Annotated in this window: 27 protein-coding genes, 1 tRNA gene and 1 pseudogene; 11 read left to right on the top strand and 18 right to left on the bottom strand. The window is 61.7% G+C overall.

The annotated features are described in order from the left end of the window. Positions 1–13: 13 nt before the first annotated feature. Both msrA and V1479_RS03555 read right to left on the bottom strand, forming a co-directional pair. Positions 14–679, bottom strand: coding sequence for a peptide-methionine (S)-S-oxide reductase MsrA (msrA, locus tag V1479_RS03560; RefSeq protein ID WP_368801694.1), 666 nt, complete (start codon positions 677–679; stop codon positions 14–16). Positions 680–710: 31 nt separating this feature from the next. Further along, complete coding sequence (locus V1479_RS03555; RefSeq protein WP_368801693.1) at positions 711–1037, bottom strand: hypothetical protein; 327 nt, start codon at positions 1035–1037, stop codon at positions 711–713. 207 nt (positions 1038–1244) lie between these two features. On the opposite strand from V1479_RS03555, the gene V1479_RS03550 reads away from it, so the two are divergent. Next, positions 1245–1334: transfer RNA gene (locus V1479_RS03550), tRNA-Ser, on the top strand. A 223-nt stretch (positions 1335–1557) separates the two neighbouring features. On the opposite strand, the gene V1479_RS03545 is transcribed toward V1479_RS03550, so the two are convergent. The 6 genes from V1479_RS03545 to V1479_RS03520 form a co-directional block, all read right to left on the bottom strand. Continuing rightward, a complete protein-coding gene (locus tag V1479_RS03545; RefSeq protein ID WP_368801692.1) occupies positions 1558–2385 on the bottom strand; it encodes a transglutaminase-like domain-containing protein in 828 nt (275 codons plus the stop codon). A 10-nt stretch (positions 2386–2395) separates the two neighbouring features. Further along, complete coding sequence (locus tag V1479_RS03540) at positions 2396–2659, bottom strand: DUF1488 family protein (RefSeq protein WP_173188083.1); 264 nt, start codon at positions 2657–2659, stop codon at positions 2396–2398. Further along, a complete protein-coding gene (locus V1479_RS03535; protein WP_438620478.1) occupies positions 2656–2985 on the bottom strand; it encodes a hypothetical protein in 330 nt (109 codons plus the stop codon). Before V1479_RS03535 ends, V1479_RS03540 begins: the two co-directional genes overlap by 4 nt. Continuing rightward, positions 2982–3221: a hypothetical protein gene (locus V1479_RS03530; RefSeq protein WP_368801691.1), complete on the bottom strand. Its 240-nt coding sequence runs from the start codon at positions 3219–3221 to the stop codon at positions 2982–2984. The genes V1479_RS03535 and V1479_RS03530 overlap by 4 nt, the downstream gene beginning before the upstream one ends. A gap of 107 nt (positions 3222–3328) precedes the next feature. Continuing rightward, positions 3329–3697 (bottom strand): hypothetical protein, encoded by a 369-nt coding sequence (locus tag V1479_RS03525; RefSeq protein WP_312860506.1) that lies wholly within the window; start codon positions 3695–3697, stop codon positions 3329–3331. Beyond that, positions 3694–3957: a hypothetical protein gene (locus V1479_RS03520; protein ID WP_368801690.1), complete on the bottom strand. Its 264-nt coding sequence runs from the start codon at positions 3955–3957 to the stop codon at positions 3694–3696. The genes V1479_RS03525 and V1479_RS03520 overlap by 4 nt, the downstream gene beginning before the upstream one ends. 508 nt (positions 3958–4465) lie before the next feature. Here V1479_RS03520 and V1479_RS03515 point away from each other — a divergent pair. From V1479_RS03515 to V1479_RS26165, 6 genes are all read left to right on the top strand, one after another. Further along, entirely contained in the window at positions 4466–4783 is a 318-nt protein-coding gene (locus V1479_RS03515; RefSeq protein ID WP_368801689.1) for a co-chaperone GroES, read from the top strand. A 37-nt stretch (positions 4784–4820) separates the two neighbouring features. After that, positions 4821–6455 (top strand): chaperonin GroEL, encoded by a 1635-nt coding sequence (gene groL, locus V1479_RS03510; RefSeq protein ID WP_368801688.1) that lies wholly within the window; start codon positions 4821–4823, stop codon positions 6453–6455. Between the two features lie 72 nt (positions 6456–6527). Next, positions 6528–6920, top strand: a complete 393-nt coding sequence (locus V1479_RS03505) for a hypothetical protein (RefSeq protein ID WP_368801687.1) — start codon at positions 6528–6530, stop codon at positions 6918–6920. Positions 6921–6993: 73 nt separating this feature from the next. Beyond that, a complete protein-coding gene (locus tag V1479_RS03500) occupies positions 6994–7170 on the top strand; it encodes a hypothetical protein (RefSeq protein ID WP_173186367.1) in 177 nt (58 codons plus the stop codon). A gap of 428 nt (positions 7171–7598) precedes the next feature. After that, entirely contained in the window at positions 7599–7814 is a 216-nt protein-coding gene (locus tag V1479_RS03495; protein WP_173188095.1) for a hypothetical protein, read from the top strand. Positions 7815–7990: 176 nt separating this feature from the next. Beyond that, positions 7991–8221, top strand: a complete 231-nt coding sequence (locus V1479_RS26165) for a DUF6894 family protein (protein WP_438620499.1) — start codon at positions 7991–7993, stop codon at positions 8219–8221. Here the strand turns inward: V1479_RS26165 and V1479_RS03490 are convergent. The 6 genes and pseudogenes from V1479_RS03490 to V1479_RS03465 form a co-directional block, all read right to left on the bottom strand. After that, positions 8177–8758: pseudogene (locus tag V1479_RS03490) on the bottom strand (IS3 family transposase); the annotation flags it as partial. The gene V1479_RS26165 and the pseudogene V1479_RS03490 overlap by 45 nt on opposite strands. Positions 8759–9133: 375 nt before the next feature. Continuing rightward, positions 9134–9451, bottom strand: coding sequence for an alpha/beta fold hydrolase (locus V1479_RS03485; RefSeq protein ID WP_368802005.1), 318 nt, complete (start codon positions 9449–9451; stop codon positions 9134–9136). Beyond that, on the bottom strand, positions 9343–9723 hold the full coding sequence (locus tag V1479_RS03480) for an alpha/beta fold hydrolase (protein ID WP_368801686.1): 381 nt from the start codon (positions 9721–9723) through the stop codon (positions 9343–9345). Before V1479_RS03480 ends, V1479_RS03485 begins: the two co-directional genes overlap by 109 nt. 242 nt (positions 9724–9965) lie before the next feature. Next, the gene (locus V1479_RS03475; RefSeq protein ID WP_368801685.1) at positions 9966–11438 is read right to left on the bottom strand and encodes a pyridoxal phosphate-dependent decarboxylase family protein; all 1473 of its coding nucleotides are present in this window, start codon (positions 11436–11438) and stop codon (positions 9966–9968) included. 23 nt (positions 11439–11461) lie between these two features. Continuing rightward, entirely contained in the window at positions 11462–12547 is a 1086-nt protein-coding gene (locus V1479_RS03470) for a PLP-dependent cysteine synthase family protein (protein WP_173188101.1), read from the bottom strand. Positions 12548–12606: 59 nt separating this feature from the next. Then, positions 12607–12975, bottom strand: coding sequence for a cupin domain-containing protein (locus V1479_RS03465; RefSeq protein ID WP_173188103.1), 369 nt, complete (start codon positions 12973–12975; stop codon positions 12607–12609). A gap of 138 nt (positions 12976–13113) precedes the next feature. Between V1479_RS03465 and V1479_RS03460 the strand changes: the two genes are divergently transcribed. The 3 genes from V1479_RS03460 to V1479_RS03450 all read left to right on the top strand — a co-directional run bounded on the left by V1479_RS03460 (position 13114) and on the right by V1479_RS03450 (position 15870). Then, positions 13114–14664 carry a winged helix-turn-helix domain-containing protein gene (locus tag V1479_RS03460; protein ID WP_206680490.1) on the top strand — a complete coding sequence of 517 codons (1551 nt, stop codon included), beginning with the start codon at positions 13114–13116 and terminating at the stop codon, positions 14662–14664. Positions 14665–14958: 294 nt separating this feature from the next. After that, positions 14959–15504 (top strand): GIN domain-containing protein, encoded by a 546-nt coding sequence (locus V1479_RS03455; protein WP_368801684.1) that lies wholly within the window; start codon positions 14959–14961, stop codon positions 15502–15504. A 141-nt stretch (positions 15505–15645) separates the two neighbouring features. Further along, entirely contained in the window at positions 15646–15870 is a 225-nt protein-coding gene (locus V1479_RS03450; protein ID WP_173188109.1) for a hypothetical protein, read from the top strand. Between the two features lie 24 nt (positions 15871–15894). Here V1479_RS03450 and V1479_RS03445 read toward each other — a convergent pair whose 3' ends face one another. Further along, positions 15895–16653: an SDR family oxidoreductase gene (locus V1479_RS03445; RefSeq protein ID WP_368801683.1), complete on the bottom strand. Its 759-nt coding sequence runs from the start codon at positions 16651–16653 to the stop codon at positions 15895–15897. A 195-nt stretch (positions 16654–16848) separates the two neighbouring features. Between V1479_RS03445 and V1479_RS03440 the strand changes: the two genes are divergently transcribed. Next, positions 16849–17577, top strand: coding sequence for a class I SAM-dependent methyltransferase (locus V1479_RS03440; protein WP_368801682.1), 729 nt, complete (start codon positions 16849–16851; stop codon positions 17575–17577). Positions 17578–17592: 15 nt separating this feature from the next. Here the strand turns inward: V1479_RS03440 and V1479_RS03435 are convergent, their stop codons facing one another. The 3 genes from V1479_RS03435 to V1479_RS03425 form a co-directional block, all read right to left on the bottom strand. Then, positions 17593–18801 (bottom strand): amidohydrolase/deacetylase family metallohydrolase, encoded by a 1209-nt coding sequence (locus V1479_RS03435; RefSeq protein ID WP_368801681.1) that lies wholly within the window; start codon positions 18799–18801, stop codon positions 17593–17595. A gap of 57 nt (positions 18802–18858) precedes the next feature. After that, on the bottom strand, positions 18859–19944 hold the full coding sequence (locus V1479_RS03430; RefSeq protein ID WP_368801680.1) for a Gfo/Idh/MocA family protein: 1086 nt from the start codon (positions 19942–19944) through the stop codon (positions 18859–18861). 77 nt (positions 19945–20021) lie between these two features. Beyond that, positions 20022–21185 (bottom strand): ABC transporter substrate-binding protein, encoded by a 1164-nt coding sequence (locus V1479_RS03425; protein ID WP_368801679.1) that lies wholly within the window; start codon positions 21183–21185, stop codon positions 20022–20024. Positions 21186–21192 lie beyond the last annotated feature (7 nt).

Here is a 21192-nt window from a genome sequence, read left to right as displayed (position 1 = left end):
TCTGCCGTTGCAATCAGGCGCTGGCGGGTGCGGGAACGGCGCAGGCGACGCCGGTGCCCTTCAGGCCGCAATAGCCGAACGGGTTCTTGGCAAGGTACTGCTGGTGGTCGGCTTCCGCGAAATAGAACGCAGGCGCCGGCTCGATCTCGGTGGTGATGCGCGAACGGCCGGCAGCAGCCAGCGCATTTTCGTAGGCCTCTTTCGAGGCGACGGCCTCGGCGTGCTGGGCATCGGTGGTGGTGTAGATCGCCGATCTGTAGGTCGTGCCGACATCATTGCCCTGGCGCATGCCCTGCGTGGGGTCGTGGCTTTCCCAGAAAATCCGCAGCAGCTCCGCATAGGAGACCTCGGACGGGTCGTAGACGACCATTACCACCTCGGCATGGCCGGTGAGGCCCGTGCAGGTTTCCTGATAGGTCGGATTGGGCGTCACGCCGCCCTGATAGCCCACCGCCGTCACCCAAACGCCCGGCGTTTCCCAGAACAGGCGCTCGGCGCCCCAGAAGCAGCCCATGCCGAAATAGGCGACTTCCAGCCCTTCCGGATAGGGGCCATGCAGCGGGCGTTTTGAGACATGGTGCTTGGACGCGGTCGGTATTGCGCGCTCACGGCCGGGCAGCGCGTCCTTGGCGGTCGGCAGCTTCAGCTTCTTGTTCAGCATGTCGCTCAGAAAGAACATCTCTTCGCTCCTTTCGCCCTTGCGGGCATTGTCAGCGCTGTACCATGAACCGGCTGGCGGTGCGTTCTCGCCTGCGCCCCGCAATTGCAAGCAGCAGCGCAAGGCCGGCGAACACCGCAAACCCCGGCAGGCTCAGAAAGCCCGTCGCCAGCGGATCGGAGAAGAAGCCCGGCAAATTCTCTGAAATCGATCGTTCGATCGTTTCCAGCGTCGACGGCGCCACTGCGGCCCAGGAATCGCCTAGCGGCGTCAGAACAAGGGCGCTCGCCGCGATCGACCGCGTCGCATCCAGCACCGCCATGATGACGGCGATGGCAAGCATGACCATGGACAACAGGCGCAGCAGTGCTTTGAACATGAAACGTAACGGGCCGTTTGCCCGCGCCGGCGCGACGACGAGCTTCTTCTCCCATCAGATAGGCAAGGAAGGGCACATTGGCAATCGCCGGCGATGTGGAAGCCATCAGCGCGTTCGCAGGAAAGAACGCATTCACGGCTTGGCATTCGGCAAAGGATCGACTAGATGAGCGCCATCGACCGCCCCGCATTAGCGGGGACGTGCTGCGGAGAGGTGGCCGAGTGGTTGAAGGCGCACGCCTGGAACGCGTGTATACGGGAAACCGTATCGAGGGTTCGAATCCCTCTCTCTCCGCCATTTCAGCTTGCCATGCAGTTGCTTTTATTGGCTTTTCTCAAATCCCTTGGGGTACAAACCCTCAATTCACCCCACATTTTTCCTGGATCCTAGTGGACTACATCGTTGCTTTAGCGCGGCACCACCCGTAGCGGCACTATTCCTTGCCTTTCTCGGACTGAACATCGACAAATGTCTGCAATGCGCCCCCATTTCGGTCGTTCGGGTCAGATGCCAGTGCTCCTTAAAGCGGACATGTCGAACTCGGAGCCGGTACCTCGTACGTCCAAACCCTGAAGGCTTTCAGGCCATGCGGTCCGAAGGAATTGATGAGCGGGATGTCGGCCGCGTCGCGGCCGCGTGCGACAACAATCCTGCCAATCCTCGGCGTATTGTTGCGCGGATCGAAGGTATGCCAGTCGCCATCGAGGAAGACCTCCATCCAGGCGCTGAAATCCATCGGATCGACGACCGGCACGCCGATGTCGCCGAGATGGCCGTTGATATAGCGAGCGGGGATGTTGAGGCATCGGCAGAACGTGATCGCAAGATGCGCGAAATCCCGACAAACGCCAACGCGCTCGTTGAATGTCTCGAAAGCCGTCCGCGTCGAACGGGCCTGCATGTAGTCGAAGCGGATTTGGTTGTGCACGAAGTCGCAGATCGCTTGCACGCGACCCCAACCCGGAGGGATCGCACCAAAGAGGTCCCAGGCAGTCTGGCTGAGACGGTCGGTTTCGCAGTAGCGGCTGCCCATGAGGTAGACGAGGCAATCGTCCGGCAATTCCGGCACCGGCATCTCCCGGGCACCCAGCAGAATCCGGTCCGGCCTGCCGTCGTCCTCGATCGTGGCATCGCCCCACATGGTCAGGTCGCCATCCGGCGCGACCAGACGTTCGCAGCGGTTGCCGAAGAGATCGCGGTAGGTCGACACCGCAACGTCGGGAGTGGTGAATATCGTTTCGGGAACCCTGATATCAGCGGCGCGATCCTCGTGGACCGAAAGCAGGCAAACCAACGCCGTCGGCTGCTGGCAGGTCAGCGTGATCTCGTAGCCGTAGCGGATCAGCATCGCGAGCCGCCTAGCGGAAATCCGCGACGGTCAGAGTGTAGGACGGCCGGCGCCCGCGCGAATAGGCCTTGCGTGCGATATCGTGGATGGAACTGCGCGCTGCGTCGAAAGCGGTGAGGAAATCCGTCTCGGTCTGTGAGGTCGTGACAGCTCGATGAAGGGCGGCAGTCTCGACAAAGAACGGTACTTCGAACATGCCGTCATGGCCGATGAACCGAACGGCGTCGCGAGCTTCATCGAAGCTGCGGCTTCTGTTGGGAAACTCCAGCGTCATGGCTCGCAATCCTCGATTGGAGATCGTTCGATCGGTGTGCGTGGCAGGAGGCCCCCCTGAGCCATGCGACGTCCCTGGTTGCCCCGGTTGAGGGACAGCATGCCTTCGGTGGCGTCGACCCGATCGAGATTGGTCATGTTCTGACCCCCTGACCTCGCAGGAACACCACTGAACACATGGTAGACGGTCCAGGAGCGATCCGTTTCGATGCGACGGCCATACTGTTCGTTCGGGGCATGACGGCCAGCGCCACCTTCATTCTCCCAGACGCCGATTGCGAGAAGATTGCGCAGACGTTCGGTATTATCATCCTGTGGGTTCATCATCGCGAAGTTCCTTCGTTCGTCTCCTCGGCGTCGAGAGCGCCGGTATAGAGCACCGCGCCGGCCGCGTCGGTGATCGTTAGGGCATCCGGCCGTTGCGGCATGTCGAGGGTCAACGAAAGCTGCCGTGCGACTTCCATTGCGTCGTCGAGATCCGCGGCCTCCATCATCTCGCGACCGACGACGGCATGCGCGTCGTCGGTGCCCCGCGTGCGGTAGAATTCGATTACGATCCGCATCGCCATCCTTCGTAGTTCCGCAGAAGCGTCATTGCCGTCAGCTCTTGCCTTTGCCGCGTGAGGCGTTGGCGTCCGTGGCGAGCTTGATCTGGTTGCCGAAGGTGCTTTCAGGCTTGGGCGGAGCCTTTTCCTGCTTCGGCTTTCTGATCTCGCGATTGCTTCGTTTCTGTCCCTTGGCCATGGCCAAACGTCCTTTCGATGAGAGTTGCGCCGTCACCGGGCCGCGACATGCCTGCCGGCTCGAGACTGTCCTGTGTCGTCACCCGCTCATGACGTTCGTCGTCATTGCGGATGCGATATTGGGGTGAACCGCCCGTAGGCGGCAGCGTGGCGGTCACGTGGTAGATGTCCGCAGGCAAGGCCGACCTTCCAAAACCGCCCTTCAGGCGGACGCTCTGCCCGACCGCAAAGAGATGCGTTGGGGTCTCCCGCCGCGTCGCCCGGGCGGCATGTCGGATAAGGCTCGTAGAGGTCATGGCTGTTGTTGGTCCTTTTCGAGTACTGAGTCGAGATCGGCGGGGTCAATCGGCACCATCTGCTGCGTCTGACCGTTCATGCCGATGGCCGGCAGGTGGACAAAGGCGCCGACACGTCGCCAGGCAAGACGGGACAGGACCTCGATCAGTTCCTCGTCCTGGTCGACGCGATAATCGCCTGCAGGCTGCGGGGCGTCGAAGCCGGGCAATTGAAAGGGCGAGGAGAACCGGACGACGGTCTGCGTAGTACGGGTGGTCATGGTCAGATGTCTCCGCAGGATTACGCGGATGCGCCGCCTGCATTATTCCCGTCCGAACCGAAACAACCCCGATGCTGCCAGTACATCCGTGGTCAGCGCCGGGTTCATTCCAGTGTTCGAACGAGCGGCATGCGCGCCCGATTGGCGACATGCACATGGTGTCGAGAAGCTGGGTGGTGATTGGCGGGTCCAAGTCTCTGACACCGCGAAGCCAAATCGGCCAAATCAACGTGCCTTATAGATACGCTTCAATCTTGCTCCAAACAAGGGCGCCCGCGCGATTTATTTACAGGCCGACCCTAGTCGCCCTGATTCCTTAGATTCGGAGAAAGTTCTCACTGAGAAAAAGAGCCGAATTGGTCAGAAAGATACGAGATTTCTGCCTTAAATTACTGAGTTTGATACTATCAGCCACTCAATAATAATTCTGGCACTCCTATCATTCGGGTGCCAAAGGCGCTACATTGATGATGTGGTCGCCCTAAGCGCCGACCTCAGAAAGAATCCGATGAAATTCCGGCCACTCCACGATCGTGTCGTCGTTCGACGCGCGGAAGGCGATTTGATGTCCAAGGGCGGGATCATGATTCCCGACACGGCGAAGGAAAAACCCCAGGAAGGCGAAGTGATAGCCGTCGGCCCCGGCTTGCGTGACGAAAGCGGAAAGCTGATGCCGCTCGACGTAAAAACAGGCGACGCGATCCTGTTCGGCAAATGGTCCGGCACCGAGATCAGGATTGATGGCGAAGACCTTCTGATCATGAAGGAGGCCGACATCATGGGAATCTTCGAGAAAACGGAGGGGGCCACCAGAAAAGTGGCCTGATCGATCCCCGATCTCAACATCGAACTGGACGAACATCATGTCTGCCAAGGAAATCAAATTCTCCACCGACGCGCGCGACCGTATGCTGCACGGCGTCGAATTGCTCAACAACGCCGTCAAGGTGACGCTCGGTCCGAAAGGGCGCAACGTCGTCATCGACAGGGCCTACGGCGCGCCACGCATCACCAAGGACGGTGTGACCGTCGCCAAGGAAATCGAGCTTTCCGACAAGTTCGAGAACATGGGCGCGCAAATGGTGCGCGAAGGGGCCTCGAAGACCAATGACCTTGCAGGCGACGGCACCACCACGGCGACAGTTCTAGCCGCTTCCATCTTGCGCGAAGGGGCCAAACTGGTCGCCGCAGGCATGAACCCGATGGATCTGAAGCGCGGCATCGACCAAGGCATTGCCGCCGTCGTCAAGGAAATCCAGGCGCGGTCCAGCAAGGTAAAATCGTCAGGCGAAATAGCGCAAGTCGGCACGATTGCAGCCAATGGAGATGCCACGATCGGCGAGATGATCGCCCGAGCCATGGACAAGGTTGGTACTGAAGGCGTCATCACCGTCGAGGAAGCGAAGTCAGCGGAAACCGAACTGGATGTCGTTGAAGGCATGCAGTTCGACCGCGGCTATCTCTCGCCCTATTTCGTGACCAATCCCGAGAAGATGCGCGTCGAGCTCGAGGATTGCTACATCCTCATCCACGAGAAGAAGCTCGGCAACCTTCAGGCCATGCTGCCGATCCTCGAAGCGGTTGTGCAAAGCGGCAAGCCGCTGCTGATCATCTCCGAGGATGTCGAGGGCGAGGCGCTCGCCGCGCTGGTCGTCAACAAGTTGCGTGGCGGCCTGAAGGTCGCGGCCGTGAAAGCTCCGGGCTTCGGCGATCGCCGCAAGGCCATGCTAGAAGACATCGCCGTGCTGACGGCCGGCCAGATGATCTCCGAGGATCTCGGCATCAAGCTCGAGAACGTCACGCTCGACATGCTCGGCCGCGCCAAACGCGTGGTCATCGAGAAGGACACGACCACGGTGATCGACGGCGCTGGCGATAAGGCCAGCATCGCCGCCCGTATTTCCCAGATCAAGGCGCAGATCGAGGAAACGACCTCGGACTATGACAAAGAGAAGCTCCAGGAGCGGCTCGCCAAACTCGCCGGTGGTGTCGCGGTGATCCGTGTCGGCGGCGCAACCGAGACCGAGGTCAAGGAAAAGAAGGACCGCATCGACGATGCACTTAACGCGACGCGCGCTGCGGTCGAGGAAGGCATCGTTCCCGGTGGAGGCGTGGCCCTACTGCGCGCCAGGAATGTGCTGGCCACGCTGGCCGGTGGTAATGCCGACGTCACCGCAGGCATCTCGATCGTGCTTAGGGCGCTCGAGGCCCCGATCCGGCAGATTGCCGAAAACGCAGGCTTCGAGGGCTCGATCGTCATTGGCAAGCTGGCAGACAGCAAAGACCGCAACCAGGGCTTCGACGCGCAGACCGAATCCTATGTGGACATGATCAAGGCCGGTATCGTCGACCCCGCCAAGGTCGTGCGCACCGCCTTACAGGATGCCGGGTCGATCGCCGCCCTGCTGATCACAGCCGAGGCGATGATAGCTGACAGCCCACCGAATAATGCGACCCCAGCCGGCAACGGCGGGGGCATGGGCGGGATGGGATACTGAGCAATGCCGCAGCCGTTCGGTCACCGTGGCCGGAGGGTCGATCCTCAACAGCAATCAGGAAGGAACATTTCCATGGCTACGCAGAGCAATATTAACAAATCGGTCGCCCAGCGCTGGGACGACTATCGGCCAACAAAATCGACGCTCATCTGGGCGTGTGCCGCGGCGGCTGTCGCCACCATGATCGTCGGATTTTCGTGGGGCGGCTGGGTCACCGGCGGTACATCGCGCGATCTTGTCTCGACAGCGGAAAACGCGGCGCGCGGCGAACTGGCAGGCGACATCTGCGTCGAGCGCTTCAATGCCGCACCAAACTCGGCGGCACGCCTGGTCGAACTGAAGGCGATAACCAGCAGCTCAGCCCAGCGACAATTCGTTGAGGCTGGCGGCTGGGCGACGATGCCTGGGCAGACCAGTCCCGACAGGCGCGGCGCCGAAGCCTGTGCGGTTGCACTGACTGCCTGAAACTCGCCGGAATTGAAACGGCTTCCGCCGGGGCATCCGTCCCGGCGCACATTTCCAATCAACTGAACAAGGAGTGCGACTGATGATCACCTTTGTAAAGAAAGCCGAGCCTCAACCTGCGCCTGACGAAAGCAAAGAGAACCGTTTCGAACAGATCCGCGAGGCCGCAAAGGAGAGGCATCGGAAATCCGACACCGACGGCACCCGCCGCCGCGCCCGCCAGGCGGCCGAGGACAACCGGCTGATCTGAGGTGCACGCGTCCTACCAGAAAAGGCAGCATCCGATGAAATATCTTGATCGAATAACGACGGAACCGTCGCTCTGGCTTCTGATACTGATGTTCGGGGGCATGGCCGGCACGATCCTTTACATGGTTTTCACCAGCATCACCTATTGAGTGATAGTCGGGTGAAACAAGGCGCATCGGCACGCCGAGTTTCAGATATCCGCGACGGGTCGGAACTGAAACCATGGAATGCAACGGCCATCAGATCAGTAAGCGGACGCCGCGCTGAGTTTCGATCATCGCGGTGAAGGCGAGTGGTTCATCGATTGCGGCTGAAATATTGCACTTCTGCAATGGTTGTGTGGTCGCAGGGAGTTTGGACACCAGTTCGCCACAGTGCTGCCTTCAGTTAATCTAGGGGATTTACGCAAGGGGGAATGGGAGAATAGGCATGCTGGTCGATATCGGCCCTGCTAAGCGGATTGGAACCAGAAAGAGTATTCTGGATCGCCCGCTGATCGATGAGGACGTGACGTCCTTTAACGGAGAAACGGTTTTGACTTTCTGCGCCGACGGAGTGCATGGGGTGGGGGCACTGTACCGCTACGAGCTTCGCCTTACGACAGCGGACATGGACTTGCTTCGCGCAGCCGTCGGTTCCGCCTAATCATCCACCTCGTTGGGAAACGTCCTGCAACGCGAGCACGACAGTGGCCTCGTTGGGCCGCCGATAGTTTGTTGCTTTCCGTGCCAAAGAAGCACCAATTGTCAAATCGTGAGCGATGTTACTGGCATGCTGAGACAGAGAGACATATCGCGCTCCCGCCATGGCGAGTAGCAGGTATGCCCCGATACTTTTTTCACGTCATGGATGGCCACGCTATCGTCGATACCGAAGGTCTCGAACTTGAGAACGACACAGTTGCCCGCACAGAGGCTCTTCGTGGAGCCGCAGAAATGATGGCTAATCGCGGGATGACGCTCTGGCTTGGCAACACCTGGGTGACGACCGTCGTCGACGAGCACGCGAAGGTTTTGCGATACCGCTGCCCGTTCGCCCGTGTTCTTCGGTAGCACACGCCGGCGTGGTCGCGCCCGCAGGGCGTTCTCCCGCATTAGCCGCTCGATGCGGTGCAGGCCGCAGGAGAACCCATCGGCGAGGACATCGTGCCAGACCCGACGTGCGCCATAGGTGCGGACGCTGCTCTCGAAGCTTCGATCGATCGTGCGCTGGGAGTCCGGGTGAGCCAGGCATGAAAGCCCGACCGCGACACATCCAGCGCTTCGCAGAGCCATGCCACCGGCCAGATCGAACGGTGCTTTGCAATGAAGGCGAATCTCATATCGCGTCCTTTGCAAAGTGGGTTGCGACCTTTTTTAAGATGTCGCGCTCCGCCTGGAGCTTTGCGACCTCCTTGTGCAATCGGTCGATCTCCAACTGCTCAGGTCTCATCTGCCCGTGACCGGCAAACGCATGTTGCGGGTCAGCGCCTAATTCCCTGACCCATTTGCGCAGCATACGCGCGCAGCCTGGGCGACCCACACGCCTCGTTCCTTGACCAGTCTCACCGCGTCAAGCTTGAACTCGCAGCTGAATTTCCTTCTCTGCATTCACAAACTTCGGCTTCGTCCAAAACACCTTGTCTCGGTGTCCACGAAACCGGCAGCAGCCCAAACTCCTACAACTGGCGGACTTGCCAGCAACTGACTGACCTGCTCCAGCGACTGACACCGACGAGAGGAGCGGACGGCGGCTCTATATATGCCTGACCGTAACCGGACGAGCAGAAGACGCCCCGTTCATGCCGAAATCCGAAATCCGAAATCCTTTCGAAGGACGCGTTTCGAGTCGCGGGCAAACCAAGCCAAACGACCGGGTTGGGGTCGTTGGCCGAAGTCATCTTTCTCAGTTTTCCAACCAGAACCGGACAGGCATCAGACGGCCCCGAAAGGGCCGCCGAACTTCACCCGGATCAGGTGTCTTCGTTAGCCCGGTCTGGCGGTATCCTCAGATGCCTCAGTCAGAAAATCCGTTAGCAGCGCCGCGCATTCGATGGCATGGCTTGTGATGAGGAAGTGGCCGGCTCCTGGAACGATTGGGGAGCGCGGGTCCGGCAGTGCTTGTTTCAGCGCTTCCATCATAGCGACCATTGCCGGGTTGGCCAATGCGGCTCTGACAAGGAGCACCGGAACCTTCAGAACGGCGTAGTCGTTGCTCGCGGCGTCGAAGCCGAAATCGGTACGCCAGTCCAGGACGTCCGCAGATGCCGTTTCGCGGCAGTAGTTCCGGAAAGGCTCCGGCATTGCGCAAACGTGCCGTCTCCGCCCCAGAAGTCGATGAAGAGACCCGCTGCAAAGGGGTCGTCGTCAACCTCGGCTTCGAATTGACGGCTGAGGGCGTATGCCTCCTGATGGAGCGCATAGTTTGGGTGCGCTCGCAGCACTGAGAGCGGATTGGCCTCGAAGAGCGACACACTCGCGACGTCGATTGCTCTACCGAGACCCGCCGCCAGCGCAACTGTGCCGCCAAAGGAATGTCCGACAAGATGGACATGCCCGCCGGCGCGACGGGTCACCTACTCGACGATCCTCGTCTCGTGCCGCATGTCGAAATCGTCGCGCGTTCGGGTTGCCAAAGTTGTTCCGTAGCCGCAGTGGCTGATCCCTACCATCCGGTAGCGTCGGACCCGCACCTTTTGGATCGGGCGCCAAGCTGCATGTGTTCTGTAGGAACCAGGAACAAAGAGCACCGTCGGGCTGCTGCCCACTTCGACGTAATCTATGCCGTGCATGCTCGCCTCCCCAGCTTATTCTGCCGTTATGGCGTCAGCAGTGCACCGAGGCGCAAGGCTTCTTGGACGAGAATGTCGAGATCCTCGCGCCGGGTTCGGTGATTGTTGATCGCCACCCGCAGGCAATGCTCGCCATGGATGGTTGTGTCGGAAAGGGCGGCGATACCCTCTTCCTGCAGCCGCAGCATGATCTCGATGTTGAGCGCCTTGCGCGCGGCATCCTCAATGCCATCGGGGCTATAGCGGAAGCAGACTATGTTGATGCTTGTCGGGGCAACCAGTTCGAGAATGGGCTTCTGCTCGATCAACCCGGTGAGATAGCGGGCCTGTGCAATGTTTTGGTCGATCAGGCGGCCGAACTTCGCGACGCCATGTTCCCACAGTGCCATCCAGACCTTCAGCGCCCGGAAGCCGCGCGTCGTCTGAAGCCCATATTCATACAGCCATTCGGCTGATGCGAGGCCGCGCGGCGTCGATTCGAGATATTCCTGCGAGACAGCGAAAGCGCCGCGATGCGCGGAAGCGTCACGGAACAGGACGCAGCCAACCTCAAATGGGGCATGCAGCCATTTGTGTGGGTCGAGGGCCACGGAATCGGCGCGCGCAATGCCGGAGACGCGATAGGCGTTCGCGGGGGCGATCGCCAGCAGCGCGCCGATGCAGCCATCGACGTGGAACCAGAGACCCTCGTCCGACGCCAAGTTCGCGAGCGCTTCCAGATCATCGATGGCGCCGCTGTTGACCGTGCCGGCCGTTGCGATCAGGCAAGCCGGTTGAAACCCCGCTGCGCGATCTTCCGAAATAGAGGCTCGAAGCGAAGCGATGTCGATTCGCAACTTCGCGTCCGTGGGAATGCGACGCAGCGCCTTGTTGCCCAGCCCGAGCGCTTCCAACGCCTTGCGGTGGCAACTATGCACCTGGTCGGAGGCGTAGAAGCGCAGCGGCTTCTCGACCGCATCGACGCCATCCTCGCGGATATCCACGCCCGCCTTGACGTTGCGCGCGACGGTGAGGGCGATCAGGTTGGCCATCGAGCCGCCGCTGACCAGCGTTCCGCTGGCCGAGGGGGAAAACCCCATCATCTCCTTGCACCAATTCACGACCTGGCTGTCCATCAATGCTGCGGCATGGTTGCCGCCGCCGAGGTTCGATCCCTGGATGGCCGCCAGGAAGTCCGCCAAGGCGCCGGTGACGTTGCTCGACCCCATGTACCAAGACCAGAAGCGCGGATGGATGTTGCCCATCGGATAGGGCATCAAGTTGTCGCTGATCTGCTGGTAGACCTCATTGAGGGGTGTCGGTGCATGCGGCAAAAGTTCCTCGAAGACAGACTCCACCTCCGCCGGCATTTCTTGCCACACCGGACGCTTCCGAATGTCGCGGAGATAGTCGATCGAATCGTCGACCACGCGATGCGCGAGCGCTCGCACATCGCTCCAGTCGGTCGGGTCGAGCGTTTCCTCCGCGTCCGAGATCGCGGGTCTGCGCAAAGCATCCATCTTGTCTCTCCCTGGCGGCGGTTTCACGCGAGTGCGAGCTGGAACCCGGGCGTCGACAGCGAGTAGGCGCGTTCTTGCTCGTCCATGTCGGCCTCGATGCCGTCGAAGAGCGGTGTCGTCATGTACCGCTCGCCTGTGTCGGGGAGAATGCACAGGATGACAGAGCCGGCCGGGGCGCGTCCCGCAATATGGTTGGCCACTGCAAAGCTGGCGCCACCAGATATTCCCGTAAGGATTCCCTCCGCCTGCGCGAGGGCTTTGGCCCATTTGATTCCTTCGGCACCCGCAACAGGGGTCACTTCGTCGTAGAGACGGGTGTCGATGGCTTCCTGCAGGACCTGCGGGATAAAATCCGGCGTCCAGCCCTGAATCGGATGGGGTTCGAACGCGGAGTGGCTTGATGCTGGGGCGCCATTTGGTGCACGCTCCTGCAGATGACCGCTGCCGATAAGCTGTGCGTTTGCGGGCTCGGCAAGCACGATCCGCGTCTCTGGGCGCTCCCGGCGCAGCACTCGGCCAACACCTGCCACGGTGCCGCCGGTGCCATAGCCGGTCACAAACCAGTCGAGCCTCGATCCGGCGAAGTCGTTGATGATCTCGCGCGCGGTCGTTGCTTCATGAATGGCGGCATTTGCCTTGGTCTCGAACTGCCGCGCTAGGAACCAGCCATTCGCCTCGGCCAGTTCGACGGCCTTTTTGTACATGCCGAAACCCTTCTGGGCGCGCGGCGTGAGAACGACCTTGGCGCCGAGCATGCGCATCAGCTTGCGGCGCTCGATCGAGAAGCTGTCGGCCATGGTCACCACCAGCGGGTAACCCTTGGCCGCGCAGACCATGGCAAGACCGATGCCGGTATTGCCCGACGTTGCCTCGACTACCGTCTGACCGGGACGCAGACTTCCGTCGCATTCGGCCTCTTCTATGATGTTGAGCGCCAGCCGGTCCTTGACCGACCCAGCCGGATTGAAGGCTTCCGCCTTCACGTAGAGTTCGACACCGGAAGGGGCGAGTTTGTTGATCCGGATTGCGGGGGTGTCGCCCACGGTTTCCAGCACGCTGGCGAAAAGCCTGCCGCGCCCCTGTGTTGTGCGCATTGTTGTCGCGTCCATCGATTTTCTCCGTTTTGTGATCATCACCCAAGGCGAACCCGCGCGATCGGCGCGGGCGGTCAGTGCCGGTGTCCTGCTGGCTCGAAGAGGATCAGTTCGACTCGGTCGACACCTTCGACATAGGCGTCATGCCCTGGCGGGATTTCGAAGAAGTCGCCGGTGCCGATGTGGGTCTCGATGCCAGTGTCGATCATGCGGACGACCAGCTTGCCCGAAATGCAGTAGCCCTTGTGTCGCATAGGGCAGGAGTCGGGCGACCCAAGAAGTGGCTTCTCGTCAACCTCCCACGACCAGCCGGGTTCGAAGATCGCGTGCATGCCCGCGCTGCCGTCGGCCATCTTTACGATGGAAATGCCACCGCGCTCCTTCATGTCGAGGCGCTCGTCCGGTGTTTCAAATCGCCGGGTTTCTATCGCGTTGTCTTGCATTGTTACGCTCCTTCTCTGCTTGCTTCTGACTCGCGAGGCAGGTTTCGCTCATTGACACTGCGTCATCCGCTTCGGGTATGCTTGATGGAGTTCTGAAGAAATCCTGTAGAAGCAGCCAATTGTGCTGTATGCTTCCCCATGACTTGGTCTTTCGGTGACTATCGACTTGACCCAGAGCGATTCCAGCTTAGCTGCCGCGACGAGCGGGTGAGGCTGGAGCCGCAGGTTCTGTCCCTGCTCATCCATCTTGTCCGCAACCGCGATCATATGGTCACGAAGGGCGAGATCGTTGCCTCGGTCTGGCAGGGCGAGGCTGTCTCGGATGCCAGTATCTCCAGTCGCATACGCTCGGCCCGCCAGGCGGTCGGCGACGATGGTGCTCGGCAGGCCGTGATCCGCACGGTTCATGGAAGAGGTTTCCAATTCATCCCCGAGGTGACGAACGAGTCCCCAGGGCATGCGGCGTCGGAGGGCTTCATTCCTTCGCCGCCAAATCACAACGGAGGGCGTCCCTCGATCGCTGTGCTGCCCTTCGAGCAACTTGGCATGGTGCCGGAACTCGCCATCCTTGGCGACGCTATCCCGCACGAGATCATTGAGGCACTGTCGCGGATGCGTTGGCTTGCGGTGATCGCGCGGGGGTCGACTTTCCGCGTCCGACGGGTCGCCGCAGACATTGATCTGGTGTCAACGGCGCTTTCCGCGCGATACGTTCTGTCCGGGGTAATCGAAAGCCCCGGACGAACCATCGCGGTGACCCTCGAACTGAGCGATTCCAGCTCGCGCGAGATCATCTGGGCCGACAGACTCGTCGCACCCGTCAATGAGGTCGAAGAGTTGAGGTCGCGGATCGTTACGCATCTGGTATCAGCGCTCGAGGCGCACATACCCTTCAACGAGGCGCGCATCGCGCGGCTCAGCGATCCGACCGGGCTCGACGCCTGGGCGAACTATCACATTGGCCTCGGGCACCTCTATCGTTTCACGGCAGCCGACAACGCCCTGGCGAAGCTTTGTTTCGAGCGCGCGATCGCAGCGGACCCTAGACTGGCGCGCGCCCATGCGGGGCTGTCCTTTACCAGCTTTCTCGAGGCGTTCCTGCGCCTGACACCCGATCCGGCTATGGCTGCGCAGAACGCGCGGCGTCATGCAGAGCGTGGTTTGGAACTCGACCCTCTCGACCCGTTTGCGAACTTCACGATGGGGCGCACGTTCTGGCTCTCCGATGAGCCCGATATCGCCGCCGACTGGCTGGCGCGGGCTACATCGCTGAACCCGAATTATGCGCAAGGCTTCTACGCCTCGGCGTTCACGGCAATGCTGACAGGAAACGCGCCTGCCGCGTTCGCCGCGCTGGATACCTCGTTGAATTTAAGCCCCCTCGACCCGCTGCTCTACGGCATTCACGGAGTGCGGGCGCAGATGCTCATCCAGCAAGGGGATCATGAGGCCGCGGCCGGCTGGGGCGACCGAGCGGCAACCACGCCCGGGGCGCATTACCTGATTGCCATGATCGCGCTTGTAGCGAACGGGATGGCCGAGCGTCATGAGCAGGCAGCCCGGTGGCGACGGGCGATCCGGCGGCTTAAGCCAGATGCCAGATCGGCGGACTACTTCGCCGCTTTCCCGACGCGCGAAATGGCATCCCGTGCGCGTATCGAAAAGGAACTGCGCCGTCATGGCTTCTGATCCCACGCCTCGAACGTCCATAGCTGCGCGGTTGGCAGGTTTCTCTTGTGGGCAATGCTTGCCGAATGTCCACTATGGTATCGGACGCAGAACGGCAGCTTACCGCTGATCGATCCCCAGAACCGGACAGGCCGCAATCGGCCCCATTCCTGCCTTTGGTGAGCGACAGCGAGCCCGCACTTCGGGGTATGCCCTCGTGTGACACCTGCCGGGTGACAGATCGTGCCGTAACATCGCGGTTGACGTCGGCTATTTGTGACGCGGTAGCCTCGGCTTTTAAGCCTGAGGTGACACATGGCCAAAATAGGGTACGCCCGCGTCAGCACGACTGACCAAGATCTGGAAACACAGCTTGCCCGACTTCGCGGCGAAGGTTGCGAGGTCGTTCGTGCAGAGAAAGTATCCGGCGCGTCGAGGGAGGGGCGGCGCGAGTTAGAAGCGATCATAGCCTTTCTGCGTCCCAAAGGCAGCGGTAGCGTCTACGTCGACGGCACCTTGGATGACGTCAAAGTAAACATTTCCGGCTCAGGCGACACGGAGCTGAGGGGCCTCACCGCCAAGTCGGTGCAGTTGGAAATCCGTGGCAGCGGGAGTGTCTCGGCAAACGGCACAGCCGATGCCGTTGATGTGAACATCTCCGGTTCGGGCGACGCTGCGTTGAGAAAGCTGACCGCCAAATCCGTGCGGGTAAACATTCAAGGCAGCGGCGACGCCAGCCTGACAGCGCAGGTCGATGCTGACGTGTTCGTATCCGGAAGCGGCGATGTCGAACTGTCGGGCGGCCCCGTCATGCGGCGCTCCGAGGTCAGAGGCAGCGGCAGCATCCGGCAGGTGCCCTGAACAATGGCAGACGGCGGGTGACGCTTGCCAGCGCCACCCGTGTCGACCAGCTTCTCTCCGCACTTCGCCAATGCTCTCCGATGCGCCGGGTTAACAAGTCGGTTAACGAACGCTTAGGGCGGTCGTGACAATGGTAACGGCGTGGCGGGCAACCTCACGAACGAGGACGAGATGACCGCGAAGCCCAGAAGCAAACCCAAGGATACGTCGAGGGCTCAGAATCAGGGGCCTACCGTCGACCTGTTCGATCCCTTCGAGCGGATGTTCCGGCATCGAAGCTGGATAGACTCCTATGCCGGCTTTGCAGAAGTGTCGGATTTCAGCGCTTTCTCAGACGCGGGCAGAGAGCTGAAAGAACGCAAATAACTCCGCCGAAGCGTCGGATGCCGCTTATTGCGGCGCGCTGATCTTCTGGCCGAGACCGCCATCGACCGCGAGCTTCGCCCCGGTGGTGTAGGTCGCCTCGAAAGCCAGAAAGACGACCGCGCGCGCCACCTCTTCCGCAGTACCGTTGCGCTTCATCGGCGTGACGGCGTTGCCGACCTCGTGGAAGGCCCTGCGCTCCTCATCCGACATGCCGGCGACGCCCGCAGTGGGCGTGTCGATGAAACCGGGGCTGACCACGTTGACGCGTATGCCACGCGGGAGGAGCTCTGCCGCCAGGCCCGAGGCGAAGGACCGCAACGCGGCCTTGGTAGCGCTGTAGACGCTCATGCCGGGTTCTCCGCCTTCGTCGGCGACGGATGACGTCACCACGATCGCGCCGCCCTCGCGGATCAACGGCGCCAGTCGCTGGATCGTGAAGAACGCGCCTTTGGTGTTGATGGTGAACTGGCGGTCGTAAGAGGCCTCCGTCACCTGCTCGAACGGTTCCAGTTCCGCGAGCCCGGCATTGACATGCAGGAGGTCGATCGTGCCGAGCTTGTCGCGCACAGTGTCGCCCAGCCGGGCAATATCGCCCATGTCGGCGATGTCGGAACGGGCGGCGTGCGCCTTGCCGCCGAGTTCGGCGAGCGCTGACTGCAGGTTCTGCTCATTGCGGCTGGTGATCAGCACGCTGGCGCCTTCCGCGGCCAGCAGCCGGGCGGTGGCGAGCCCCATGCCATGGCTGCCGCCGATAATGACTGCATTCTTCTCAGGATATCGCATTGCCTTGCCTCATATGTTGCTGTGCGGTTGATCCGCGACCTATGTGGCAACGTGGACGCCCTGTTGAAATCCGTCACATCGGCGACCTTTCATCCACATACGTGGACGATCAATGAGGATGAGCTGCCGCATCCCGCTTGCCGGGCAGGACCGCGCGTGCAAAGCAGCCGGTTCGAGCCGATCCGGGAAAGAACCATGGCACAGAACATCTATGACAACGCCGATTTCTTCGGCGGCTATTCGCAACTTCCGCGGCAGACTCACGGGCTCTCTGGCGCGCCCGAATGGCCGGTAGTGCGGGGCATGATTCCGGACCTTTCGGGCAAGCGCGCCATCGATCTCGGCTGCGGCTTCGGCTGGGTTTCACGCTGGATGCGGGAAAACGGAGCCGCCAGCGTGCGCGGCTACGACGTTTCGACCAACATGATCGCCCGCGCCCGAGCCGATACTAACGATGTTGCCATCGACTATGTCATCGCCGACCTCGAGACACTGGAACTGCCGGAAGCGTCATGCGATTTCGCGTTCAGCTCGCTGACGTTCCATTATGTCGAGGATTTTGCGCGCCTGTCGCGGACGGTGCATGGAGCGCTCACTGCCGGGTCGTGGTTCGTATTCACGATCGAGCACCCGATCTTCATGGCCGCCACGCATCCACACTGGATCGAGGACGAGGATGGCCGAAAGACATGGCCCGTCAACCGCTACGCCATCGAGGGCGAACGGCGGACCGACTGGTTCGCCAAGGGCGTGGTGAAGCATCACCGGACCATGGCAACGACCCTGAACACGCTGATCGAAGCGGGCTTTTCGATCCGCAGGGTTTCCGAATTTGCCCCCTCGCCCGAGCAGATCGCGGTCCAGCCGGCCCTGGCCGAGGAACTCGAACGCCCGATGATGCTCATCATCGCGGCGCAGCGCTGAACGGTTCGGCCCGCCTCAGCACGAACAGCGGCCGTGGCCTCCAAGGAGGAACGGCTCCTCGAAGGGGCGGCGCGCGACTTCCATCTCGCGCCCGCCCAGATAGACGGCCATTGGATGCAGCAGCGTCGAACCCTGACGGGTCTTGCCCTCGACATCGGCAAAGACGTAGTCGCTGTCGACCTGGCGAAGGACGGTGATGTCGGCAGGCGCGCCGACCCCAAGATGCCCAAGCTCCGGATGCCGGATGGCAAGGGCGGGCCGGCTGGTCGACATGCCGATGACCTGCGGCAGCGTCAGGCCGCAATTGAGCAGCTTGCTCATCGTGTGCAGGAGATCGTAGCCGGGGCCTTCGACCGCGATCACATGCACGTCCGAGGAAATGAGGTCCGGCAGGAAACCGTCCCGCAACGCGGCTTCGGCCGTATCGTAGCCGAACGCGCCCATGCCATGCGCGATGTCGAAGAGCACGCCACGCTCGCGCGCATCCAGCAGCGCCTGCATCACCTTGCCGTCCGGCCCAAGCGCGGAGTTCGGCTCTGGCCGGTAGCAGTGGGTGAGGATGTCGCCGGGCCGCAGCATGGAGACGACATCGGCATAGCTCGGCGGCGCGGTTCCGATATGGGTCATCAACGGCAGGCCGACTGCGTCGGCCGCCTCAAGCGCGAGTTCCAGTGCGCCAAGGCCAAGCTCGCCCGTCACGGGACCGCCGATCCGCACCTTGACGCCGACGATGCGGTCTCGGTTTGCCTCGACCTTGGCGGCGCACCGGTCGACCGGCAGCATCTCGCGCAGCGTCGCCTCGCCGATGAACAGCCCCTTGTCGAAGCCGAAGATGCCGGGAAAGGAGATGTTGAGGAACGCGAATATCCGATAGGGCGAATGCGCCATCACATAGTCGCGGAAGCCGTCATAGTTGCCGGCGCCGGCGCTGCCGGCATCGACCATCGTGGTCACCGCCGAGCGGCGGGCGATGAAGCCGGGATCGACGCTCAGCGACGTTGCCTTGTGGTAGACGTGGGTGTGGATGTCGATCAGGCCGGGGGCCACGATCGAACCACTCACGTCCTCGACACGGCGCGCGCCTGCGGCGAGGTTTTCGCCGACTGCGGCGATGCGGCCATCCTTGACCGCGACATCCATGACGCCATCGACGCCGTTGCGCTCGTCGAGCACACGTCCGCCGGCAAGAACAAGGTCGAAGGCCTGGGCGGCCGGCTCACTCATCGGGTTTCTCCGGTTGCTTGGGCCGGCATCGCGCCTGCTCTGACCTTTGTCATCAACTCACGCGAGTTCGATGGCCCGCTTTTCGTGGATGGACTGCTCTGCCGCGAGCACGATGCGCAGGCTGTTGACGGCGGCGTCCATGGACTCGCTCAGGTCGAGGTCCTCGCGGATCGCCTTGAGGAAGAATTCCTGCTCGCGGTCGCACAAGTCCTGATGGCCGGGCTCGTCCTCCATGTTGAACATCTCGTCCTTCTTGACGAAGTTCTTGTCGGGGCCGACCTCTGCATGGTGGTAGCGGATCGCGTCGGTCTTGGTATGGCGGTCGATGTCGGCCGAATCCGAGATGTCCGCAAGCTGGTCCTTGCCCTCGGAATGGCCGGGCACGATCGAGACCGCGCCGCGCGGACCGACGACGTCCTTCACGAAGAAGGCTTCCTCGCTCATCATCGGTCCCCAGCCGGCTTCGTACCAGCCGACCGAACCGTCATCGAACGTCACGTGAAGATGGCCGTAGTTCTGCTTGGCGGCGTCATCCCACAGCTTGGCGCCGATGCCGTGCACGCGCACGGGTTTGGCCTCGGTGAGCTGGCACATCACGTCGACATAATGCACGCCGCAATCGACGATCGGAATGAGGCTGTCGATCAGGTTCTTGTGCCAACCCCAGGCCGGGCCGTTGCTCTGTTGGTTGAGGTTGAGCCGCATGACCAGCGGCTTTCCCAGCGTCTTGCCGAGTTCGATGAACTTCATCCAGCTCGGGTGAACGCGCAGGATGTAGCCCAGCACCAGCTTGCGGTTCTTCTCGCGCGCGAGCTTCACCACCGCCTCGGCATCTTCGATGTTGGTCGCCAGCGGCTTTTCCATGAAGACATGCGCGCCGGCGTTCATCGCCTTGATGGCGTATTCGGCATGGGTGTTGGGCCAGCTGTTGATCGAAACCGCATCGGGCTTCGTTGCCTTCAGGGCCTCGTCGTAATCCTCGAAGAGTGGGTAGCCCTTGAGCTCGTCGGGTATCGGCTTCGACTTGATCGAACGGCTCATGATGCCGACGATCTCGAAGCCCGGATTACGATGGTAGGCGCTGGCGTGCGACGCACCCATATTGCCAAGCCCAACCACTAGTACCTTAACCGCGTCGGCCATGCCGCCCTCCCAAATCTACGTGTCGTGTGGCGCGGGCGGCAGATGCCGCCCGCCGAACTGCTTTCCGGGGACCGTGCTCAGCCCGGCACTGCCTGGGCGTAGAGCCCGGCCTTGACCTTCTCGACGTCGATCGCGGCGAAAGCCTCGGTCAACTCGTAGGCATCGGCATCGGCCTTGACCTTGTCGTGGTCGAAATCGTTGGCCGCTTCGATGCAGGCGTTGGAGCAGACGTCCTCAGCCTTCACCGGCGAGCTGATCTGGCCGAGCTTGTGGATCTCGTCGAAGAAGGTCTGCCAGGCGGCCATGTCGTGATCGCCCCAGCCGGCGCGCTTGTCCATGTCGCCACGGAAGACGTTGATCTGCTGGAGGATCGAGGTCACGCCGAGTTCAGGCCCGATATTGCTCGCCAGTGTCGGGAACTGTTCGAACACGGCCTCGACCGCAGCGCGGGGGTTCTGGTAGCCGAACTCGAGACCCATTGCCCAGGCACGCAGATACTTGTCGAGGAAGGCTTTCCTGTCTGGATCCTCCAGATCGGCGGCACGCACCACGAAGGTGTTTGCAAAGAGCGGCGAATGCTGGACGCCGAGCCAGTATTCGAAATCGAGCCCGGTTCCGATCCACTCCGCACGCAGGCCTTCCCAGCCCAGCGCGGCGTCGCCCTGCCCCGCCTTGAGCGCGGTGGCCCAGGTGGGCCAGCCCGCCTCGACATACTTCACCTTGCTGACGTCGACGCCTTGCACAGCGAGCATCGGATCGACGATCGACTGCCATGCGGCGGACCCGAGAAGGATCGTCTTGCCTTCGAGCGTCTTTAGATCGTTGGTGCCCTCGCCCTTGCGGAACGCCAGGCTGAACGTGTCCTTGGCGCCCATATGGAAGGCGGATTTGAGCTTCATGCCGTTTTCGAGCGCGAAGGAAAAGACGCCCGGAGACGGAAAGCCCATGTCGGCCTGGCCGACATCGACGAACTTCACCGTCGCCGTACCGTCGGAAGGCCCGGGCTGCATGTCCGTCTCCACGCCGAGATCGTCGAAGTAGCCCATCTTCTTGCCGATCCAGTACGGATAGTCGTCGAGCACCTCAAGGGTGCCGCGCGGCGAGATCCAGGTGAACTTCGAATAGGGTTCCGCGACAGCACGCCCAAGCGTGCCCAGCGGGCTGGCGGTGACGACGCCGGCGGCTGAGACCTGCAAGAAGGTGCGGCGACTGAGATTGCCTGACATCGAGAGCTTGTTCATTGCTTTT

The organism is Neoaquamicrobium sediminum (assembly GCF_040970315.1).
Lineage (GTDB): Bacteria > Pseudomonadota > Alphaproteobacteria > Rhizobiales > Rhizobiaceae > Aerobium > Aerobium sediminum.
This window is presented reverse-complemented; position numbering and strand designations above follow the sequence as displayed.